The sequence below is a fragment of the Chryseobacterium oryzae genome, assembly GCF_022811665.1.
Classification (GTDB): Bacteria; Bacteroidota; Bacteroidia; order Flavobacteriales; family Weeksellaceae; genus Chryseobacterium; species Chryseobacterium oryzae.
Window position 1 is genome coordinate 2428150 of sequence record NZ_CP094529.1, and the last position, 19821, is coordinate 2447970.

The following is a 19821-nucleotide window of genomic DNA, read 5'->3' on the forward strand; positions in this document are numbered from 1 at the left end:
CTCAATAATTTATAATATGTTAAAATCTTTTATTTTCAGTATTTGTATTTTTATTTCTGTTCTGAATTATTCCCAGACCTACGAAATAAGATATGAAAGTTCATACAACGGGAAAGTTCAGCCCAATCAGGATCCGCTTATGGTGTATGCCAATGAAAAAGAAAACTTTATTTTAAATTCAAAAATTAAAGAGCAGAAAAGCGACTACCCTTTTGAAATAAGTAAAATTGAAAAACCCTCTAACACCATTTTTTCTTATGCTTTTTTGAAGCCGGATGAAATTATTTCCACATCGGATGCAGAATCTGTTGATAAGCAAACATTCGAAATTACCAATCAGACTAAAAAAATTCTAGGTTACAACTGCAAAAAAGCCATAACAAAAATAAATTCTAATACCATAGAAGTTTGGTTTACCAACGATTTGAAAATAAGTGGCGGTCCCTCAAGTCTTGGACAAAAGCTTGGTTTGGTTCTTCAGATTGAAAGAAACGGAAATTCTGCAACTACCGCTATTTCATTAAAAAAGATTAAAAACTCGGAAATTGAAAAAATCCTCAGCAAAGAACCCGTAAAAACCGATTTGCTAAGCTATCGTGATTTGTTATGGAAAAGCAGATTTACTACATTATCTGTTTTTGAAAATGAAATTATTAATTTCTCGGATGAATCTAAATCTGATGAAAAAATTAAAAGATTCGCCAACGGAACTGTTATTCTGAAAAAAATTAAATTCCCAAAAATAGAAGCCGGAGACAATATTTTTGTAGAACTGAAGCAACAGTCTAATGGCGACGCTTACGACAGAACAGGAACTGTTTTTTTCATTCCTCAGGAAAAATCGCAATCTTTTTTTAACGGACTGGAAAACGGAATAAAAACTCTTCCTTTATATGAAAATGGAAACGGAAAACAGTATTACGGTGTAGTTTCCACCAATAATTATCAGCCAACAGTAGAATTAATGCGGTTTTTTACATCGTTCGGAATAAATAAATTCAATCATATTCAGCTGAAAGACAAAATTTGGCAAACCGTAAGTCCGTTTCGTCAGGATATCACAGAATTAAAGCCTTCACTTTCCGAAAAAGAGCTTTGGATAGGAACTTTTATCGGAAATTACGATAAAGGCGGCCACAAAGTAAGCCTGGATATAACCATTCACCACAGCGATCAGCTAATTCACCGAAACAATAAAACAATACCGCTTTTCAACACCACAAATATTATGGAAATGGCAGGACAAGATTATGCGACAATGTTCGATAATGATAAAGGCATTTTCGTGGAATTTAATTTGGAAAAAGATTTAAAAAATGCTCAGCTTAGATACATTACCACCGGTCATGGTGGTTGGGAAAACGGCGACGAATTCATCCCAAAAATTAATTCGATTTATTTTGATGGCAAACTTTCTTTTTCTTTTACGCCTTGGAGAACAGATTGCGGTTCGTACAGGCTTTACAATCCTGCTTCGGGAAATTTTCCGGACGGACTATCATCATCAGATCTAAGTCGTTCTAACTGGTGCCCTGGAACAATTACCAATCCGGAATTTATCTCTCTGGGCGACTTAAAAGCCGGGAAACACACTATTCAGGTTAAAATCCCTCAGGGAAAACCAGAAGGAACTAGTTTCAGTGCATGGAATGTCTCGGGAGTTCTTTTAGGTAGCGAGTAAAAACAAAACCTCCTTGCAATATTATTACAAGGAGGTAAAAACACAAATGATGAAAAAAAATTATTTCGAGCAACAAAGTAAGTGAAAAAAAAATTGTCAGTCAATACCACACTTTATTTTTTCTAAAATTTTATACTTTTTTTAAGAAAAAATTTAGATTTTCCTTCACTAACATCAATTTGACAAAGTGTTCGTGAAAAAAATTAAGGAAAAACCGTTCAAATTACATTTTTAATTAATTAAATAAACAATAATCATACATTTAATTAAAATTTTAAAGTTTTTAAAAGTTTTTATTTTAAATTATAAATCATATTAATAGTTTTGCTTTCAAATAATAATATATGTGTGGAATTGTTTGTTTATTTGATGCAAAGCAGTCAACAGAAATACTAAGACCTCAGGTTCTTGAGATGTCTAAAAAAATCCGTCATCGCGGCCCGGATTGGAGTGGAGTTTTTCAAAACGATAAAGTTGTTTTTTCTCACGAAAGATTGGCAATTGTAGATCCCACTTCCGGTAAACAACCTCTGTTTTCTAAAGATGGTAAAAAAGTTTTGGCGGTAAATGGTGAAATCTACAACCACAGAGAACTCAAAAAAGAATTTCCTGATTACGAATTTCAAACACAGTCGGATTGTGAAGTTATCTTGGCACTTTACGAAAAATATGGTAAAAATTTCGTGGAAAAACTGAACGGAATTTTCGCTTTTTCCCTTTATGATATTGAAAAAAACGAATATCTCATCGCAAGAGACCACATGGGAATTTGCCCATTATATCACGGTTGGGACAGAGATGGAAATTATTATATCGCCTCCGAACTGAAAGCTTTGGAAGGAATCTGCAAAAAAATAGAAACTTTTTTACCCGGACATTTGGTTTACAGTCCGGAAGGACCTCAATTTCAACAATGGTATAAAAGAGATTGGGAAAATTTTGATGCCGTAAAAGAAAACAAAACCGACATCAATGCTATAAGAAAAGGCTTAGAAGATGCTGTACACAGACAATTAATGAGCGATGTTCCTTATGGAGTTTTACTTTCCGGAGGATTAGACTCTTCAATTATATCGGCAGTTACCGCAAAATTTGCGAGACAAAGAATAGAAAGCGGTGATACGCAGGAAGCTTGGTATCCGAGATTACACAGTTTTGCCGTTGGTTTGGTAGGTTCACCAGATTTAGCGGCAGCAAAAAAAGCAGCCGAACATATTGGATCTGTACACCATGAAGTTAATTTTACGGTACAGGAAGGTTTGGATGCTATTCGCGATGTAATTTATCATTTGGAAACTTACGATGTCACCACAATTCGTGCTTCTACTCCGATGTATCTTTTAGCAAGAGTCATCAAATCTATGGGAATTAAAATGGTACTTTCAGGAGAAGGTTCAGACGAATTATTTGGAGGATATCTTTACTTCCACAAAGCTCCCAATGCAAAAGAGTTTCATGACGAAACTGTGAGAAAACTGGGAAAACTGCATCTTTACGATTGTTTAAGAGCAAACAAAGCCTTAATGAGTTGGGGAATTGAAGGAAGAGTACCGTTTTTGGATAAAGAATTTATGGATATTGCCATGAACGTTAATCCTGAAGACAAAATGATAAAAAAAGAGGAAGGCAAAATTGAAAAATGGGTATTAAGAAAAGCTTTTGAAGACCTTTTGCCCGAATCTATTGCATGGAGACAGAAAGAACAGTTTTCAGATGGTGTTGGCTACTCCTGGATTGACACTCTAAAAGATATTGCCGAAAAATATGTAACGGATGAAATGATGGCAAATGCGAAATTCAGATTTCCTTTAAACACCCCTCAAAACAAAGAAGAATACCGTTACAGAACTATTTTCGAAGAACACTTCCCAAGTGAAACCGCTGCTGCAACAGTTCCATCGGTTCCTTCTGTAGCGTGCTCCACACCCATTGCATTAGAATGGGACGAAGCCTTTAAGAAAATGAACGACCCAAGCGGAAGAGCTGTAAAAGTACACGAAACTTCATATTAAAAAACATTTTTTTATTAATCCTGTAGTTTTACAGGATTTTTTATTGAATAAAATCAATAATTTTCTGATATTTTAACTAACAATTAAACTTATTATCTAATAAATAATTATATTTGAAAAATAAAAATCTTTATTCGTAAAAATGAAAAGAAACATTACTATTTTATTTGCTCTACTATCGGTAAGCTTCGCTTTCGGACAAGGTAAATACGGAAAATATCTTAATTCAAAAAAACTTGCGCTTACTTATAAAAATGTAAAACCTGCTGAGAAAGACGATTATTACCAGCAATATTATTGGCTTGTAAAAGCAGAACAACTAAAAACTTTTCCCCATCTTGCAGATGTAAAACCTGTGGTTTTGTATGAATTTGTGAAAAAAGTTAACCCTCAAAATCCTACTAAAAAATTAGACGAAAGAGGAAAAGAACTTAGAAGAACTGCAGAATTATCCTTAGATCAGTATTTCAAAAATAAAAATTTCCAGAATAACGAAATTCTTCTTTACAACCTTGAAACTTACGTAGATCCTTCGCAAGGCGAATATTTCACTAAGGTAGATGCAGAGAGAATAAAACAACTTGTTCCTAAAGAATTTTTCGGTTTCGCTTCTTTGAATAAAAAAACAGGAGAAGAAACCAACTATTACCTTTGGGTAGACAAGAAAAAAGATAAGTATAAGATTGTTGATATCATTCCGAATGAAAAAGATAACAAGCAATTCTATGCTTCATTGAAACAATATCTTCCTAAGTATAAATTTCAGAAAAAATTTATGCCTACAGTGAAGAAAGGTTCAAAATCTGATAAAACAGATAAAGATTTCTTTTACATTATGCCTTTCGAGGAAAACAAAGACAACATCGAATACAAAACCGATGACTTCGAAAACTTCACTTTAAGCCAAGTAAAAAGAGAAGGTGAAGCTTGGATAGGTGTTGAAAAACCAAAAAACAAGTAGATAAAAATACTTTTAAAGAAATTAAAATACCGTAAAGTTGATTCTTTACGGTATTTTTTATTATTAATTTTCAGTTTATTTATTGGTTAATTTAGCACGCTCTTTTGCCAACATCGGAATTGAAATAAGCCCCATTACAAGCATCACAACAATTTGTAGCGGAAGCGAAATAAAAGAATAAATTAATCCCATTTCACCACCTAGTTCGGCACTTTTTCCCATAGAAAGAAATAACGCCATAAAACCAAATTTCATAGCAAGATTAAAAGCTCCAATCCCTCCACTTGCAGGAATAATCATCCCAAGAGTTCCCACAACGATAATAAAAAAGCCATCCGCAATACTAAAATCGGAAGTTTCGGGTAACGAAAAACAAACAAGATATGCTGCAAAATAATAAGACACCCAAATCCCTATTGTATATAGAATAAACTTACCTTTTTCTTTTAATTTGAAAATAGACATTAAACCTTGAAGAATTCCATCTATGATACCAATGATTTTCCCTAAAACAGGTACATTTACAAATCTTTTTTTAAATACAAAAAACAAGGTTATAGCAATTGAAAAAATAGCAATAACTAGAAAAATTTTGGAAGGATTTATATTAATTCCAGAATTTTTATAAAAAGCAACAATTGCATCATTTTTAAAAATAAGCGTAAGTCCCAAAAACACAACCATACAAGCCAAATCTACCACTCTTTCAAGGATAATCGTTCCAAAAGACTTATCAACAGGAACTTTTTCCACACCATATAATGCTGTCGCTCTTGCCAGTTCTCCACTTCTAGGAATGGTTAAATTCATCAAATAACCAAAAGACAAAGACCACAACGAATTAGAATTAGATATCTTGTGCCCCATCGGTTCCAACAATAAATTCCAACGAATGGCACGAAACCAATATGCCAAAATGGCAAATACAGCAGCAAAAGCTACCCAAATATAATTCGCTTTTGCAAGAGATTTTTTAATCACTTTAAAATCCAGTCCTTTTAAAGCAAGCCATAAAAAAAAGCCTGCAAAAGCAAGCGAAATAATGACTGTTATAAAAGATTTTACTGTCTTGTTAGATTGTTTACGCTCCATTATATCAGGTCAGAAGGTTAGTTTTTTCGTCTGGAAACACTATTTTTGGCTGAAAATCTTTTGCCTCTTCAGGAGTCATCTGTGCATAGGCAATAATAATGATAACATCATCTCGCTGTACTTTTCTTGCAGCGGGACCATTAAGACAGACTTCACCCGATTTCCTTTTCCCTTTAATAACATACGTATCGAAACGCTCACCGTTATTAACATTTACGATATAAACTCTTTCACCTACAACCAAACCTGCAGCCTCAATAAGCTCTTCGTCTATAGTAATACTCCCAATATAATTAAGGTCTGAAGCCGTAACCCTAACCCTGTGAATTTTAGATTTGAAAACTTCGATTAACATGATGCAAATTTAACCAATAATATTGAAGAAATACATATTAAAATTAAAAATACACACTTTCTAAAAACCATTATTAAATCATTAAAAATCAACATATTTAAAATTATATTACCAAGTATATAAGCTTAACCGTATATCAATAAAAACTTCATATAAAATTACGGATTTAATAATTCAAAAAATAAGAATCCATAAAATGCTAAAATCTCTATAAATAGGCAGTTGGCATGATTTTAGTTTCTCAAAAGCTTGATTTTTCGCTTATTATTGAATTATCAATTTTCAACCAATTTTATTCAAATGTGAAAAAAAAAATAAATTTTTCATTATTTATTTGCACAATTTTAAAATTGTTTTAAATTTGCTTTTATAACTAACTAACTTTTAATATTAAAAATTATGAACAAGTCTGAATTAATCGACGCAATGGCTAAAGATGCCGGTATTACCAAAGTAGCTGCAAAAGCTGCATTAGAATCATTCATTACGAATGTAACCAATACTTTAAAAACTAAAGAAGGTAAAGTTTCCTTAGTTGGCTTTGGTACTTTCTCTGTATCTGAAAGAGCTGCAAGACAAGGTATTAACCCGGCTACAAAAAAGCCAATTAATATCGAAGCTAAAACAGTTGCTAAGTTCAAGGCAGGTGCAGATTTATCTACTGCTGTTGCAACTGCGAACGCCCCGGCTGCAGGAAAAAAGAAGAAATAATCTCACGATTATAAAAAAACAAACCTCATCGTAAACGGTGAGGTTTTCTTTTTATGGTGCTAAACGAGCTATTTCCCAATCTAAATCTTTTAAGGAGTAAATAATTCTGTCATGAAGCCGGTTTGGTCTTCCCTGCCAAAATTCTATCTCATAAGGTTTAGCAATATATCCGCCCCAGTTTTCCGGTCTGGGAACTTCAGAATTTTCAAAATCTTTCTCCAAAACCAGCAATTTATCTTCCAAAAAAATTCTATCAGGAATTTCCTGACTTTGTGGCGAAACTACCGCTCCCAACTGACTGCCTTTCGGTCTGGAATGAAAATAACCGTCGCTTAAATTTTCTGCAATTCTTTCAACCTCTGCTTTAATAATAACTTGTCTTTCCAAAGAAGGCCAGAAAAAATGAAGACAAGCTTTGTGTGTTCTTTCTATCGCCTTTCCCTTTTTACTTTGATAATTGGTGTAAAATATAAAACCTTCGTAAGTATATTGTTTCAGCAAAACCATTCTTGTACGAGGACACCCATCTTCTTCTACGGTAGATACAGACATCGCATTTGCTTCAGAAATAAGAGGATTTTCCGATGCATCTATATACCAGTCCCGAAATTGCTCAATAGGATTTGCTTTAATCTCACTTTCAATTAATTGAGATTTTTGGTAGATTTTTCTTTTATCGTGAAGGTTTTCCATAAATAATTTTTATTAAATTTGAGTATGAATTACTCTTACAAAGGTAAAATATTAATTTCCACACCTGATATTTCGGGAGATATTTTTTCCCGGTCTGTAGTGTTGGTTATTGAACATTCTGAAAGCGGAGCATTTGGATTAATCTTAAATAAGAAAAACCGAACCATGAGTGATCGTTTCAAAAGCTTTTTCGATTTCCCGGTAGAAGTATATGATGGAGGTCCGGTAGAAAACGACAAAGTTTTCTTTATCATTAAAGGAAAAAAAATTACGGAACAGTTTACCGATATTACCCCCGAATTTTATCTTACCGAAGATATTGAAAGCGTAATTAATGCTGTTTTACAAAACGAAATAAACATTCAGGATGTTAAAATATTTTCGGGATATTCCGGCTGGTCTTCTTCTCAATTAGATCAGGAAATCCAGAGAAAAGTTTGGACGGTAGTAGATGTTTACAATTTAGATTACACGCTTCCAAACGATCAAACGTTATGGAAGTCTATTATGCAAAATCTTGGAGGTGAGTTTCTTTTGTGGGCAAATGCCCCGGAAGATATTTCGCTTAACTAATATTATTTCACACTACAACGACATACATTTAACAAATTTTTAGCTTTCTTTATTAAATTTTTAAGATACTTTTCACGTTCTTTGATAAACCAAAAACTTTAGTATATGAAAGCTTTACAATTAATTATTTTATCTTTTCTGGCGGCTATAATACTTTCTTTTTCTCCAACAAGTAAAAAATACATCGTTATAGATGCAGGACACGGAGGTAAAGATTTGGGAGCTACCCGCAATGGCATACACGAAAAAGATATTGTTCTGAATATCGCTAAGCAAATTAAAAAATCTGTTGAAAGAAACGATAATTATGAAGTTATCCTGACTCGTGACGACGATTCTTACCCTAGTCTTTCCGAAAGAACAGAAAAAATTAATAAGCTTAATCCCGAAATGGTTATTTCTCTACACGTAAATCAAACACCTAAAGAAACAGAGAAAACTGGTTTTGAAATTTATGTTCAGAAAAATGAGCAATCTAAAAATTTGGCTGAAAAACTTAAGCATAAGTTGGGAGAATGCCCTGTTAAAGAAGAAAATCTCCATTTATTGAGAGAATCTAAAGTTCCTGCAATATTGTTAGAGCTAGGATTTATGAGCAATACAAAAGACAGAGCGTATATGTCTAGCGAAGAGGGACAGAAAGAAATTGCCGAAAAAATATCCGATTTTATCCGAGGAAATTAAAATCTTACAATACAATTTTCTGATTTTTCATCAGAATAAAACCCGGTAAAGGACAATAAGTTGTTTACCGGGTTTGTCAATTTCTACTGAAAACTGTTTTTCCAAGTTTCTACAAGATCAGAAAAACGACTGTTTTCAAATGTTTTATTTCTAATTTTTTTAACCGAAAAAATTCCCTCTTCATCAGAGATCAATAAAATTTCTTCTGCTTTTTGAGATTCAAAAGCAATAATTTCGTGTTCCTGAACATCTGCCAAATTGTTTTTATGAAGATAGGTTACGAAATTTTCCATTAACGGAGAAATATACGCACCTTCAGATTGCTTAGGTATCTTGATGACATCTCCTTCCAAAAAAAGAAGATTTCCCTTCACAGAACGTGCAATTCTTTTATTTGGATTTAAAAGAATAACATCATCCAAATCATTTTCCTGAGCATAAATTTCCGCATAAATATTTTCCGGACAATGAACTCTTATATTGCTTAGAAGATTGTGATTTACATTAATTTCTTTAATTAAATCCAGCTCCAGCGGTCTTGAACTGATAGAAAGAACATCTGTAATTTCTGTAACCTCAAAATAATAAGAAACTGAAGATTTCGACCATGTAATTCCGTCTGAATTCCTGTAAACCATGAAATTGATGATTCCATTCTCTACACCGTTTTCAAGAATTACTTTTGAGGTAAATAGATTCTGAAAAAACTCAAGAGTATAAGTAAGAGGAATATTGAGCCTCATTTTTCTCATGGATGCCATAAGGAAAAAATAACTTTCTTCATCCATAATCAGTTTAGAATTTCTGATGAAGAAAGAAACTTTTACCGCATCTCCGGAAAGAAAAGCGCGATTAAAAACTTCAGGCTTTTCTGATGTGAAATATAAATTTTTCAAAATATAAATATTTATAAAAAAATAATGAACGATAAATCGTCCATCAGTTTTATCATTCTATGCATGCTGCAATTTTAAGCAGCACCCAGTTTTATTCTAAGATTTTCTATAAGATTTTCCCAATACAAAGCGTTTTCTTCTTCATCTCCTTCTTCACAGAAGTCTGTAATATTCAAAGCTAAATCTTCTGTAATATCATCAATAGTAATGGTCATTTCAAAAAAATGCTTCGTTCCCTCATCTTCTTCCCATCTGAATCGAACGAAACTTTCAGGCTTATATCTGATTAATGTTGCCTTCTCAGCAGGACCACCATTCCAGCTGAAAAAGAAATCATCTCCTTTTTCTACTACTTCATCCGCAAACCATTCTGACAAACCTTCTGCACTTGCAAGATATTCATACAAAATCTCTGACAAACAGTGCATTGGAAATTCATAATGGACTTTGTGTTTCGCCATATATCTTTATTTTTAACGTCACGCAATATATAAATTAATTTTTTTATTACGCAAAATTCTTATTACTTTTTTGAATTATCTGCATGATATTTGTCAGAGACAATCTAAAAAAATATAATGACGTTACTATTAAAAACTCAGATATAAAAATGTTGGATTATATTAATTATCATCAAGAACTTCAAGGATAATTTTACATCCCTCTACAATTTCTTCCTTGGAAATTGTAAGTGGCGGAGAAATCCTCAAATATTCGTTTCTATAGAGTTGCCAGAAAACAATAAGACCTTTCTCCATGCATTTTTTAGCAACATTTAAAGTGTATTCCGGAGAACCTAAGTTAACGGCAAGCATTAAACCTTTTCCGTTAATATTTTTAATTTTAGGATGAACCAAAAGTTCTCGGTACAGTTTTTCTTTTTCATCTACTTCATCCATTACGCCGCTTTCCAAAACTTCTTTCAGCGTAGCGTAAGAAGCTGCAGCAATTAGCGGATTTCCTCCAAAAGTGGTAATATGCCCTAACTTCGGCGAATGGGTAAGAGATTCCATAATTTTTCTTGAACTCATGAAAGCACCCACAGGAACTCCACCTCCCATTCCTTTTCCCATGACAAGAATATCGGGAACAATTCCGAAATGTTCAAATGAAAACAACTTGCCCGTTCTTCCGAATCCAGGCTGAATTTCATCTAAAATAAGCAACGCTCCTACTTCCTCACATCTTTTTTTAAGATTAATTAAATAATTTTGATTAGGAACTAAAAAACCAGCCGCCCCCTGAATAGTTTCCAGAATTACACATGCGGTTTTGTCGGTAATTTTATCGAAATCGTTTTCATTATTAAACTCAATAAAACTTATCATCGGTAATAAAGGTCGGAATTCTCTTTTATGGAATTCATTTCCCGAAACACTTAATGCTCCGTGTGTATTTCCGTGATATGAATTGGTAAACGATACTATTTCTTCTCTTCCGGTATATCTTTTGGCAAGTTTAAGAGCACCATCCACAGCTTCTGCTCCACTGTTAACCAAATAAGTAACTTCCAGCGGATCTGAAGTTGCTTCATCCAAAAGTTTACACAATTCTACAGGTTTTTCCTGAGCGTATTCTCCGTAAACCATTACATGAAGATATTTATCCGCCTGTTCTTTAATTGCATTAACTACTTTTGGATGAGAATGCCCTAAAGTATTGGCAGAAACACCCGCTACAAAATCAAGGTATTTTCTTCCGTCTTTCCCGTAAATATAGCATCCTTCTGCCTTTTCTACTTCGAAACCTGCTGCATAAGGCGTTGTTTGTGCCTGATATTTAAAAAAATCATTTTGAATTTCCATTGTCAGAAAAATTTTAACAAAGCTAAACAAGATTTAGGAAAGAGGAAAATGATAAACATCATTATTATCCCGTTCAAAAAGCATTCATATATTTGAATGAACCATCGTTTCAACGAAATTATATTTGAATTTTAAAACAGTTGCTTATTTCTTAACCCTTTTCGGCTTTTTAGCCTCTTCTTTCGCTTTAGCACGATCTACTGCATCTTTGGCTTTGTTATAAAGCTCATCATTAGGAACATATTTTATTTCCTCGTTATTCGGAGAATCCAGCAATATATCCTGCCATTTCCTGATTCTGTCTTTTGTATTCCAGTTGAAATCGGGAAATTTTCTTTTTTCTGGTTCTATTTTACTCATGGGATAAGTAGTTGCAGTAGCACCAATACTGCAGGAAATAATCTGCAGCTTTTTTTCTTCGAAAAATGCACCAATAATCCCGCAAGAAGTGAGTGTTATCCCAATTCTTTCCGGTTTTTTGGTAGTCTTATTTTCTTCGTCGGCAAAAGTAATTGCCTGAGCGTTCCCAATAACTTTAATCTCTTTAATATCCTTACCTTCGTAGTAAACCGTCATCAGCTTACCTTTTACCTGATTAAATTCGTCTACAAGTGTGAGAGAATCTACTTTGCTGATGGCTAAAGCATTCCCTAATACTTTAAGGGAATCTATATTTTCGGTAACGGTATTTAAATATGCTTCAATTTTATCGCCCGTCACCTGTTTTTCTCCACTCCAGAGAATAGGATCTCTAAACATGTGAAGAACACCATCGGTTTCGTTAAAAGCAATAGAATCTGCTCTTCCCTGAGCATTAGATTTATATACTCTTGCCTTTCGGAATGCACGCAGAAAATTTTTCTTCTTCTTAATATCTGCAGAATCGGGACGTTGATAGGAAAGAATTTTTTCTGCCGCAAAATAAATAGAATCTTTTTCTAAAATTTTTACGGCATAGGGACTTTTCGTCATCATAGCAGAATCTTTCTTCTCGAAAATTTCTCCATATCCGCCTTTCATATATCTTTTTTCTAAAGGATCATCAATGGTAACATTTCCAGTGGCTTTTCCGAATCCCGTAAGCTGGTTATAATAAATTTCGTCTCCGGTAAGAATTTTATCATTATAAAAAATCTTAGAATTTTTGGTAAGAAAAGATTCTTTGGTATTAAGATTATGCGTTCCTTTCTCGGTTACAATTCTGTTTTTAGGATTTTTGTTGTTGGTGATAACTGTGTAACCATTAATATCGACAATACCTGTATTCTGGTTCTGAACTACATTTCTCCCTTCTAATGTATAATCGTTATCGACAATTTTTACATCTCCAGAAAGATCTACAACTCTTGTTGAAAGATAATACGTTGCCGATTTTGTGTATGTAATACTTTTCCCGTCATTGATGGTTCCTCCGGTATTGAAATATGCCTGATTTGCCATCCTGTCGTAATACATTGTCTGTGTTTTAATTACAGTTCCTTTAGGATCTGTAAGCACAACATTTTTTCGGGCAACTCCTTTTTGGGAGTTTCCGTCGTATTCCATTTCGGAAGCAGTAATAACAGAACCATCAGAATTCTGAAGTTTGGTATTCCCAATGGCTTTTACAAAGTTTTCTTCTTCGTAAAAGACCACTTCATCTGCATATAGAATTGACCCCTGATGTTCAAGCTGAACATTTCCTAAAAAATATTGGTTTCCGTCGTATTTTGTATCTTTTTTAATTTCATCGGCGTTGATGATTCTGATTTTGTTATCCGGATTATTTTTAGGAGGCTGATTTTTTACCGGATTCTGCAAATAAGGATCTCGCTTAACAGGTGTATTCTGCGCCATTGCTGCCGAGAAAATCAGCAAAAAAAAGAAAAGGTAAACTCTCATTAATTAGTCATTCTTTGTCCCGTAAAAATACAGCGAATGAGAATCAATTTTCACACCAAAAGCTGCTTCTATCGCTTCTTTAATCCCCTGAATTCTTGGATCGCAAAATTCTATGATTTCTTCGATTTCCTTATCCGAATCTTTCTTATAAATCACCAAATGATCGTGCTGTTTATCGAAGTAAGATTTTTCGTATGATGAAGATGTAAGTGTTTTTTCACCAAACTGGTGCTTACGAATAAGACCTGCATCAAGGAAAATTTCTATTGTATTGTAAATAGTCGCTTTAGATACATGATATTTTTTCTGCATCATCAGAAGATACAGATCATCCACATTGAAGTGATGATCCATATTGTAAATTTCTTCTAAAATAGTATATCTTTCCGGCGTATTACGAAAGCCTTTTTCCAAAAGGTAATTGCGTAAAACTTCCTTTATCAGCGTTATATTTTTTTCTTTTTGTAAAGTATCCATTAAAAAATTTATACTACAAATTTATTGATTTTTATTTAAATATAGCCCACTTCATTACAAGGTGTATTCTAGGACTTACATCTAAAAAATTCCGATTGCTGAATTCTTTTTTTAGGAATAGTTTCTTCGGTAAGAGGTGCAGATTCTACGACTACGTTATGAGAAGTGACTCCCCAAGATTTAAAATCGTCGCTACCAATATACTTCACAAAGTTGTAAATATTGAGCGTAATTTTCTGCTTAACCGTTAAAAGTATGTCGTTAATATAGGTATTATCAATAATTACATACTTTAAATCTGGCGGAATATTATGCGCTCTTAAAGATGGATGGCTGCTTCTTGATGGAATTGTACCTTCCGCCATCATATCATTCAGAACCATATTAAAATAGTCATTAATTCTTCTGTCTACTTTAAATCCTAAAAGAAAATTTATTTTATAGACAGTTCCTGGAAGAATTTCATCTATGCTATATTTAAAAGTATATGGATCTTCCTGATTTACGATACTTAAAATAAAATAATGATCTGCCCTTTTCGGCTGTTTTTTAATGATGGAATAAATAATTTTAGATTCTATTTCATCATAACGTTTTGCACGGCTTAGATATGCAAGATTGGTACAGTATTTAGGGATGGTTTCATCCAGTTTCATATCTTTTATGATAGAAACATATTTGTCTATTTTTACATAATTGGTAAAATTGGCTTTAAGCAGCCTTCCATTATACCACGCATACATACAAACCGCTATAAAACCACCCAAAACCATGGTAAGCCAACCTCCATCCATAAACTTGAGTACATTGGCATAGAAAAAACCAGATTCTAAAGCTAGATAAACTATGAGAAAACCAGCAATAAAGATTTTGTTAAGTCTACTTCTGCTCAGCCAATAGGTTAGCAAAATTGTAGTCATGAGCATAGTAATGGTTATTGTTAAACCATAAGCCGCTTCCATTCTCTCGGATTTTTGAAAGAATATCACTACAATAAAACAGAAAAACATCAGCCCCCAGTTAATTCTAGGAATATACATTTGTCCTTTTATTCCGGACGGATATTCGATATGCTGATTGGGCCAAAAAGATATAGACATTGCCTCAGAAAACATGGTAAATGAACCTGTAATTACTGCCTGACTTGCAATAATTGCAGCTGCAGTCGCCAAAACCACTCCCGGTAAAACCGCCCATTCCGGCATAATTCCAAAAAAAGGATTGATCCCTGTAAATACTTTCTGATAATTATCCAACAGCCAGGCTCCCTGTCCTAAATAATTCAAAATCAGCATCAATTTTACGAAAACCCAACTTATCTGAATATTCTTCGCACCACAATGCCCTAAATCTGAATACAAAGCTTCTGCCCCTGTTGTACAAAGAAATACGGCTCCCATGATAACAATTGCACTAGGAGAATGAGTGATTAAATTGTAGGCATAAACAGGATTAAATGATTTTAAAATCTCAATATGATCAAAAATATGCATGGCTCCAAAACCTCCTAAAACGAGAAACCAAGTAACCATAATAGGTCCGAAGAATTTCCCAATAGAAGCTGTCCCAAATTGCTGTACTACAAAAACTATAAAGAGAATGAATAATGTAATAACCACAACAGGTGTATCCGGATTATAAATTTTCAATCCCTCTATGGCAGACATAACCGTAAGTGATGGTGTAATGACACTGTCTGCAACCAATGTAGATGCTCCGATAATTGCAACAACATACAGCCATTTTTTCTTCAGTCTTTTAACGAGTGAATACAGGGCTAAAATGCCACCTTCACCTCTGTTATCAGCTTTTAGTGCAATAATTACATATTTTACTGTGGTCTGCAGGGTTAAAGTCCAAATTATACAAGACAATGCACCTTCAATATATTCATCAAAAGGCATTGTAGCCCCTTGGTTTCTTGCATTAACAATTGCTTTCATTACGTATAACGGAGAAGTTCCTATGTCTCCAAAAACGATTCCCAAAGAAACAAGGACTCCTACAAATGAAAGTTTTTTCAGGTCAAAATGATGACCTCCTTCTGTAACTTCTGCCATTTCAGCTGATTATTTAAAGGCGCAAATTTATATCAAAATAACGAACCCTCAACATATTAGTTATGAATAGTATAAATGAAAAAACTTCCTTTCGGAAGTTTTTTTCTATAATTACGTCAAAATTATTTTGCAAATTACTTTACGTACATTGCTTTTTTAATTTCTTCTTTTACTTTTTCCAATTTCGGGAACCATTCTGCAAACAATGCCGCAGAATATGGAGCCGGAGCATCCGGAGTAGTAATTCTCTTGATAGGAGCATCCAGATAGTCGAATGCTTTTTGCTGTACCATATAAGTAATTTCTGAGGATACAGATCCAAAAGGCCAAGCTTCTTCAAGAATTACCAGTCTGTTGGTCTTTTTTACTGAAGCTAAAACAGTATCAAAATCTAAAGGACGAACCGTTCTTAAATCGATAACTTCAACAGAAATACCTTCTTTTGCCATATCTTCTGCAGCCTGCATCGCCAGTTTCATAATTTTACCGAAAGAAACCAACGTTACATCTGTACCTTCTCTTTTAACATCTGCTTTCCCGATTGGTAAATAGTATTCTTCTTCAGGAATTTCCATTTTATCTCCATACATCTGTTCAGATTCCATGAAAATTACCGGATCGTTATCCTGAATAGCTGTTTTTAATAATCCTTTCGCATCATAAGGGTTTGAAGGAACTACCACTTTAAGACCTGGAATGTTTGCATACCAATTTTCAAAAGCCTGAGAGTGCGTTGCTCCCAACTGACCTGCAGAAGCTGTAGGACCACGGAAAACAATCGGACAGTTCCATTGACCACCACTCATCTGACGGATTTTTGCAGCATTGTTTATAATCTGATCGATTCCTACAAGTGCAAAGTTAAACGTCATATACTCTACAATCGGTCTGTTACCATTCATTGCAGCACCAACAGCAATACCTGTAAAACCAAGCTCTGCAATAGGTGTATCGATTACACGTTTATCACCAAACTCGTCCAACATTCCTTTAGAAGCTTTGTAAGCACCATTATATTCTGCTACTTCTTCTCCCATTAGAAAAATAGATTCGTCTTTACGCATTTCCTCGCTCATTGCCTGTGCAATTACCTCACGAAAAGTATATTCTGCCATAGTTATTTGAAAAATTTAGAGTACAAAAATAGTATTTTTTTATTATTTACATAACAAAAAAGACATCGTATTAACAAGCATTGCCACATTAGTTTTAATTTGAATAAAAATTCTTTACTTATAAAGACATATTTCAAAATAAAAACGGCATTTCCTGAAAAATGCCGTTTTTAAAGTATTGTAGAAGAAATATTTATTTAACCTTCTGCCAAACTTGAGTTCTACCGATTAAAGATAAACCAATATAACCTCTAACATTAAGATTATCACCGCTTTTTGTAATGGCACACTTATAAATTTTACCAGTTTTAGGATCTGTAATTGTTCCTCCGGTAAATTCTTCTCCGTCTTTTTTCAGTCCTCTAATAACTTCCATGCCCAAGATAGGTTTTCCTTTTCTGTCGTCTTTACAAGATGTACAATTTGGATCACCCGTTTTTATTAATAGCTGAGAAACCTTACCATAATATTTTCCATCAGATTTTTTATAGATTTCTACAATAGATTTTGCCTGTTTTGTTTCATCGTCTATGGTTTTCCATTTTCCTTCAATTTGAGCAAAGGAAAGAACTCCAAAAAGAGAAAATGCGATTGTGAACAGTAATTTTTTCATATTATAAAGTTTAATTTTGTTATATATTAACCGATTGTTAACTGAGTTAAAAATATAAATTAATTTTAAACAGACCAACATTTTTGCTATTTAAAGCATAAATACTAACACTTTACGAGCTATTTATTTTTAAACATTCTTTAAACACTAATTAAGTTTTCTATTAATCACTCTGTTCATATAATCCTGATACCAGGCTTTTGCGAGCTTTTCTCCTTTTTCAATTTCAGGGTTTTTAAGCTTATTAATCAGATTATTTTCGAAGCCTAGATCTTCTTTAGAATAAATTCCTGTAATATTTTTACCATCGAATCTGTACATATAATTTCCAATGATAAACTGTTCGGAAGAACCATCAGAGTTTACAATAAGCGGTTGATATTGCTTTTCGCTCACCAAACTTCTGCCCCAGCTTCTTATTTTTTTATTATATCCAATTAAATCTGCCAAAGTTGGGTAAATATCAATCTGTTGAGCCAATTCCTGATCCACTCCTTTAAGATGATAAGCCGGATTGGGACTGTAAAACATTAATGGCACAGCAAAACGGTTCATTGCTTTTTCATATTCAGGATAAGCAATCTGATTGGTATGATCTCCCGTGAAAACAAAAATAGTATTATTAAACCACGGCTGTTTTCTCGCAGTTTCAAAATATTTTTTAATAGAATAATCGGTGTATTGCATTGGCTCGTGAATTTCCACAGTTCCTTTTTTGAATTTTCCGTTATATTTTTCAGGAATTTTGAAAGGATGATGAGAAGTTGCCGTGAAAACTGTAGCCATAAACGGTGTAGTTTTCCCTACATTTTTTGCGAAATACTGTAAAAAAGGCTCGTCCCAAATAGCCCACATTCCATCAAAATCTTTATCATTATGATATTCATCTTTGCCATAATAATGTTTAAATCCTAATATATTTCCGAAACCTAAAAACCCCATAGAACCGTTGGGAGCACCATGATAAAAAGAAGTATCGTATCCCAAATCGTTGCAGACCGAAACAATTGACTGTATTTTCTGGTTAGAATAAGGCGAACTGGTAAAAGCATCGGTTAAGCTGGGAACTCCGGCCAAAATACTGCTCATCCCATGAATTGACTGTCTTCCGTTGGCAAAAGCATTGGGGAAAATCAAACTTTCATTTGCAAGACTGTCGATAAAAGGGGTATAAGACACAAAATTTTTGATTTTAGTATCTTTATTAAAGGCTCCGGAATATTCTCTTCCGAAAGATTCCACAATAAAAATTACAATATTGGGTTTCTGGGCAACTTCTCTCTGATAGGTTTTGTAGGGAACAATATTTTCGTCAATAAATTTCTCATCTACAAAATGAACTTCTTTAAAGTTATTGGTATTCAGGGTTCTGATAAATGAGAAGGTAGAATTCAGAACAATATTACCCTGTAAAGGATTTTTTACAAATTTATTGGCATCTACAAGGTTTATTGGTCTTGTACTGTGCTTAAAATCTCCTCGAATTCCGCCAACTATTAAAACCGCAGAAATACACAATGTAAGGATAGACAGAACAAAATAAGGAATTAACTTCACAGGTTTTCTTTCGGTAACTTTTACTTTTTTATAAAGCAAAACCCATAAAAACATTAAAACAACAAACCAAATCAATACAAAAGGGTGCTCTGTTACAGAAACAAGGAAAACTTTAAAAATATTGGTTTCATTTTTTGCAACCTGAAAAGCTGCCGAAGTTAATCTTGCCTGAGAAAATTTATAATAAATAAAATCTCCGAAATTCATTGCATAAGCAATTCCGTTCGTTACAAAATAGAGCCAGAAAAGAATTTTTTGATACCTTTTTTTCGTATTAATTACCAGCGGAATAAGACTCAGTAAAATAAATAAAATATTGACATATAAAATTGCTGTAAGATCGAACGTAGTCCCATGAAAAGCCAATCCCAGATAATCTGAAATACTTTCTACCTTGATTAAATTCTTATTGAAAAACCAAAACAGAAGCCTTGCAATCTGATAAAATATAAATGCTAAAAAAATCCTGTAACACAAGATCAGGACTTCCTCTTTTCTGAATTCTTTAAAAAATTTCATTAAAATGTATCGTTATTTTAAAGACGAAAATTATCTACTTCTTTTAAAACAAAAAAAGTCTGATATTTTTTCGCTGTGCAAATTTAAGTTAAATTCAACTGAACTGCATTTTTCCTGCATATTAATTAAGGTTAAA

The 19821-nt window shown here is 33.4% G+C and carries 18 protein-coding genes; 6 read left to right on the forward strand and 12 right to left on the reverse strand.

Annotation, left to right across the window (positions count from 1 at the left end):
* The first annotated feature begins 16 nt into the window (after positions 1–16).
* The 3 genes from MTP08_RS11010 to MTP08_RS11020 all read left to right on the forward strand — a co-directional run bounded on the left by MTP08_RS11010 (position 17) and on the right by MTP08_RS11020 (position 4654).
* Positions 17–1681 (forward strand): GLPGLI family protein, encoded by a 1665-nt coding sequence (locus tag MTP08_RS11010; RefSeq protein ID WP_243575998.1) that lies wholly within the window; start codon positions 17–19, stop codon positions 1679–1681.
* Between the two features lie 344 nt (positions 1682–2025).
* Positions 2026–3693: an asparagine synthase B gene (gene asnB / locus MTP08_RS11015; protein WP_243575999.1), complete on the forward strand. Its 1668-nt coding sequence runs from the start codon at positions 2026–2028 to the stop codon at positions 3691–3693.
* Between the two features lie 142 nt (positions 3694–3835).
* Complete coding sequence (locus tag MTP08_RS11020; protein WP_243576000.1) at positions 3836–4654, forward strand: hypothetical protein; 819 nt, start codon at positions 3836–3838, stop codon at positions 4652–4654.
* Positions 4655–4729: 75 nt separating this feature from the next.
* Here MTP08_RS11020 and MTP08_RS11025 read toward each other — a convergent pair whose 3' ends face one another.
* The gene (locus MTP08_RS11025) at positions 4730–5746 is read right to left on the reverse strand and encodes a lysylphosphatidylglycerol synthase transmembrane domain-containing protein (RefSeq protein WP_243576001.1); all 1017 of its coding nucleotides are present in this window, start codon (positions 5744–5746) and stop codon (positions 4730–4732) included.
* Between the two features lie 4 nt (positions 5747–5750).
* Complete coding sequence (panD, locus tag MTP08_RS11030; protein WP_209390375.1) at positions 5751–6101, reverse strand: aspartate 1-decarboxylase; 351 nt, start codon at positions 6099–6101, stop codon at positions 5751–5753.
* A gap of 399 nt (positions 6102–6500) precedes the next feature.
* Between panD and MTP08_RS11035 the strand changes: the two genes are divergently transcribed.
* Positions 6501–6812 carry an HU family DNA-binding protein gene (locus MTP08_RS11035; protein ID WP_243576002.1) on the forward strand — a complete coding sequence of 104 codons (312 nt, stop codon included), beginning with the start codon at positions 6501–6503 and terminating at the stop codon, positions 6810–6812.
* A 51-nt stretch (positions 6813–6863) separates the two neighbouring features.
* Here MTP08_RS11035 and pdxH read toward each other — a convergent pair whose 3' ends face one another.
* Positions 6864–7505 (reverse strand): pyridoxamine 5'-phosphate oxidase, encoded by a 642-nt coding sequence (pdxH, locus tag MTP08_RS11040; protein WP_243576003.1) that lies wholly within the window; start codon positions 7503–7505, stop codon positions 6864–6866.
* 24 nt (positions 7506–7529) lie between these two features.
* Between pdxH and MTP08_RS11045 the strand changes: the two genes are divergently transcribed.
* On the forward strand, positions 7530–8078 hold the full coding sequence (locus MTP08_RS11045; RefSeq protein WP_243576004.1) for a YqgE/AlgH family protein: 549 nt from the start codon (positions 7530–7532) through the stop codon (positions 8076–8078).
* A 105-nt stretch (positions 8079–8183) separates the two neighbouring features.
* On the forward strand, positions 8184–8762 hold the full coding sequence (locus MTP08_RS11050) for an N-acetylmuramoyl-L-alanine amidase family protein (RefSeq protein ID WP_243576005.1): 579 nt from the start codon (positions 8184–8186) through the stop codon (positions 8760–8762).
* A gap of 83 nt (positions 8763–8845) precedes the next feature.
* Here the strand turns inward: MTP08_RS11050 and MTP08_RS11055 are convergent, their stop codons facing one another.
* From MTP08_RS11055 to MTP08_RS11095, 9 genes are all read right to left on the reverse strand, one after another.
* The gene (locus MTP08_RS11055) at positions 8846–9667 is read right to left on the reverse strand and encodes an aminotransferase class IV (RefSeq protein WP_394803777.1); all 822 of its coding nucleotides are present in this window, start codon (positions 9665–9667) and stop codon (positions 8846–8848) included.
* 65 nt (positions 9668–9732) lie between these two features.
* Positions 9733–10119 carry an START-like domain-containing protein gene (locus MTP08_RS11060; protein WP_089745767.1) on the reverse strand — a complete coding sequence of 129 codons (387 nt, stop codon included), beginning with the start codon at positions 10117–10119 and terminating at the stop codon, positions 9733–9735.
* Between the two features lie 162 nt (positions 10120–10281).
* The gene (locus MTP08_RS11065) at positions 10282–11463 is read right to left on the reverse strand and encodes an aspartate aminotransferase family protein (protein WP_394803722.1); all 1182 of its coding nucleotides are present in this window, start codon (positions 11461–11463) and stop codon (positions 10282–10284) included.
* Positions 11464–11607: 144 nt separating this feature from the next.
* Positions 11608–13344, reverse strand: a complete 1737-nt coding sequence (locus MTP08_RS11070; protein WP_243576007.1) for an OstA-like protein — start codon at positions 13342–13344, stop codon at positions 11608–11610.
* Between the two features lie 3 nt (positions 13345–13347).
* Positions 13348–13821, reverse strand: a complete 474-nt coding sequence (locus MTP08_RS11075) for a Fur family transcriptional regulator (RefSeq protein ID WP_209390837.1) — start codon at positions 13819–13821, stop codon at positions 13348–13350.
* A gap of 68 nt (positions 13822–13889) precedes the next feature.
* Positions 13890–15881 (reverse strand): KUP/HAK/KT family potassium transporter, encoded by a 1992-nt coding sequence (locus MTP08_RS11080; protein ID WP_243576008.1) that lies wholly within the window; start codon positions 15879–15881, stop codon positions 13890–13892.
* A gap of 134 nt (positions 15882–16015) precedes the next feature.
* Positions 16016–16996 (reverse strand): pyruvate dehydrogenase complex E1 component subunit beta, encoded by a 981-nt coding sequence (locus MTP08_RS11085; protein WP_243576009.1) that lies wholly within the window; start codon positions 16994–16996, stop codon positions 16016–16018.
* A 193-nt stretch (positions 16997–17189) separates the two neighbouring features.
* Positions 17190–17609 (reverse strand): DUF2147 domain-containing protein, encoded by a 420-nt coding sequence (locus tag MTP08_RS11090; protein WP_243576010.1) that lies wholly within the window; start codon positions 17607–17609, stop codon positions 17190–17192.
* A gap of 147 nt (positions 17610–17756) precedes the next feature.
* Complete coding sequence (locus MTP08_RS11095) at positions 17757–19685, reverse strand: LTA synthase family protein (RefSeq protein WP_243576011.1); 1929 nt, start codon at positions 19683–19685, stop codon at positions 17757–17759.
* Positions 19686–19821 lie beyond the last annotated feature (136 nt).

Coding starts and splice junctions, on each gene's coding strand:
- MTP08_RS11010 (WP_243575998.1), top strand. CDS start 17: ATGTTAAAATCTTTTATTTTCAGTATTTGTATTTTTATTTCTGTTCTG.
- asnB (WP_243575999.1), top strand. CDS start 2,026: ATGTGTGGAATTGTTTGTTTATTTGATGCAAAGCAGTCAACAGAAATA.
- MTP08_RS11020 (WP_243576000.1), top strand. CDS start 3,836: ATGAAAAGAAACATTACTATTTTATTTGCTCTACTATCGGTAAGCTTC.
- MTP08_RS11025 (WP_243576001.1), bottom strand. CDS start 5,746: ATGGAGCGTAAACAATCTAACAAGACAGTAAAATCTTTTATAACAGTC.
- panD (WP_209390375.1), bottom strand. CDS start 6,101: ATGTTAATCGAAGTTTTCAAATCTAAAATTCACAGGGTTAGGGTTACG.
- MTP08_RS11035 (WP_243576002.1), top strand. CDS start 6,501: ATGAACAAGTCTGAATTAATCGACGCAATGGCTAAAGATGCCGGTATT.
- pdxH (WP_243576003.1), bottom strand. CDS start 7,505: ATGGAAAACCTTCACGATAAAAGAAAAATCTACCAAAAATCTCAATTA.
- MTP08_RS11045 (WP_243576004.1), top strand. CDS start 7,530: ATGAATTACTCTTACAAAGGTAAAATATTAATTTCCACACCTGATATT.
- MTP08_RS11050 (WP_243576005.1), top strand. CDS start 8,184: ATGAAAGCTTTACAATTAATTATTTTATCTTTTCTGGCGGCTATAATA.
- MTP08_RS11060 (WP_089745767.1), bottom strand. CDS start 10,119: ATGGCGAAACACAAAGTCCATTATGAATTTCCAATGCACTGTTTGTCA.
- MTP08_RS11065 (WP_394803722.1), bottom strand. CDS start 11,463: ATGGAAATTCAAAATGATTTTTTTAAATATCAGGCACAAACAACGCCT.
- MTP08_RS11070 (WP_243576007.1), bottom strand. CDS start 13,344: ATGAGAGTTTACCTTTTCTTTTTTTTGCTGATTTTCTCGGCAGCAATG.
- MTP08_RS11075 (WP_209390837.1), bottom strand. CDS start 13,821: ATGGATACTTTACAAAAAGAAAAAAATATAACGCTGATAAAGGAAGTT.
- MTP08_RS11080 (WP_243576008.1), bottom strand. CDS start 15,881: ATGGCAGAAGTTACAGAAGGAGGTCATCATTTTGACCTGAAAAAACTT.
- MTP08_RS11085 (WP_243576009.1), bottom strand. CDS start 16,996: ATGGCAGAATATACTTTTCGTGAGGTAATTGCACAGGCAATGAGCGAG.
- MTP08_RS11090 (WP_243576010.1), bottom strand. CDS start 17,609: ATGAAAAAATTACTGTTCACAATCGCATTTTCTCTTTTTGGAGTTCTT.
- MTP08_RS11095 (WP_243576011.1), bottom strand. CDS start 19,685: ATGAAATTTTTTAAAGAATTCAGAAAAGAGGAAGTCCTGATCTTGTGT.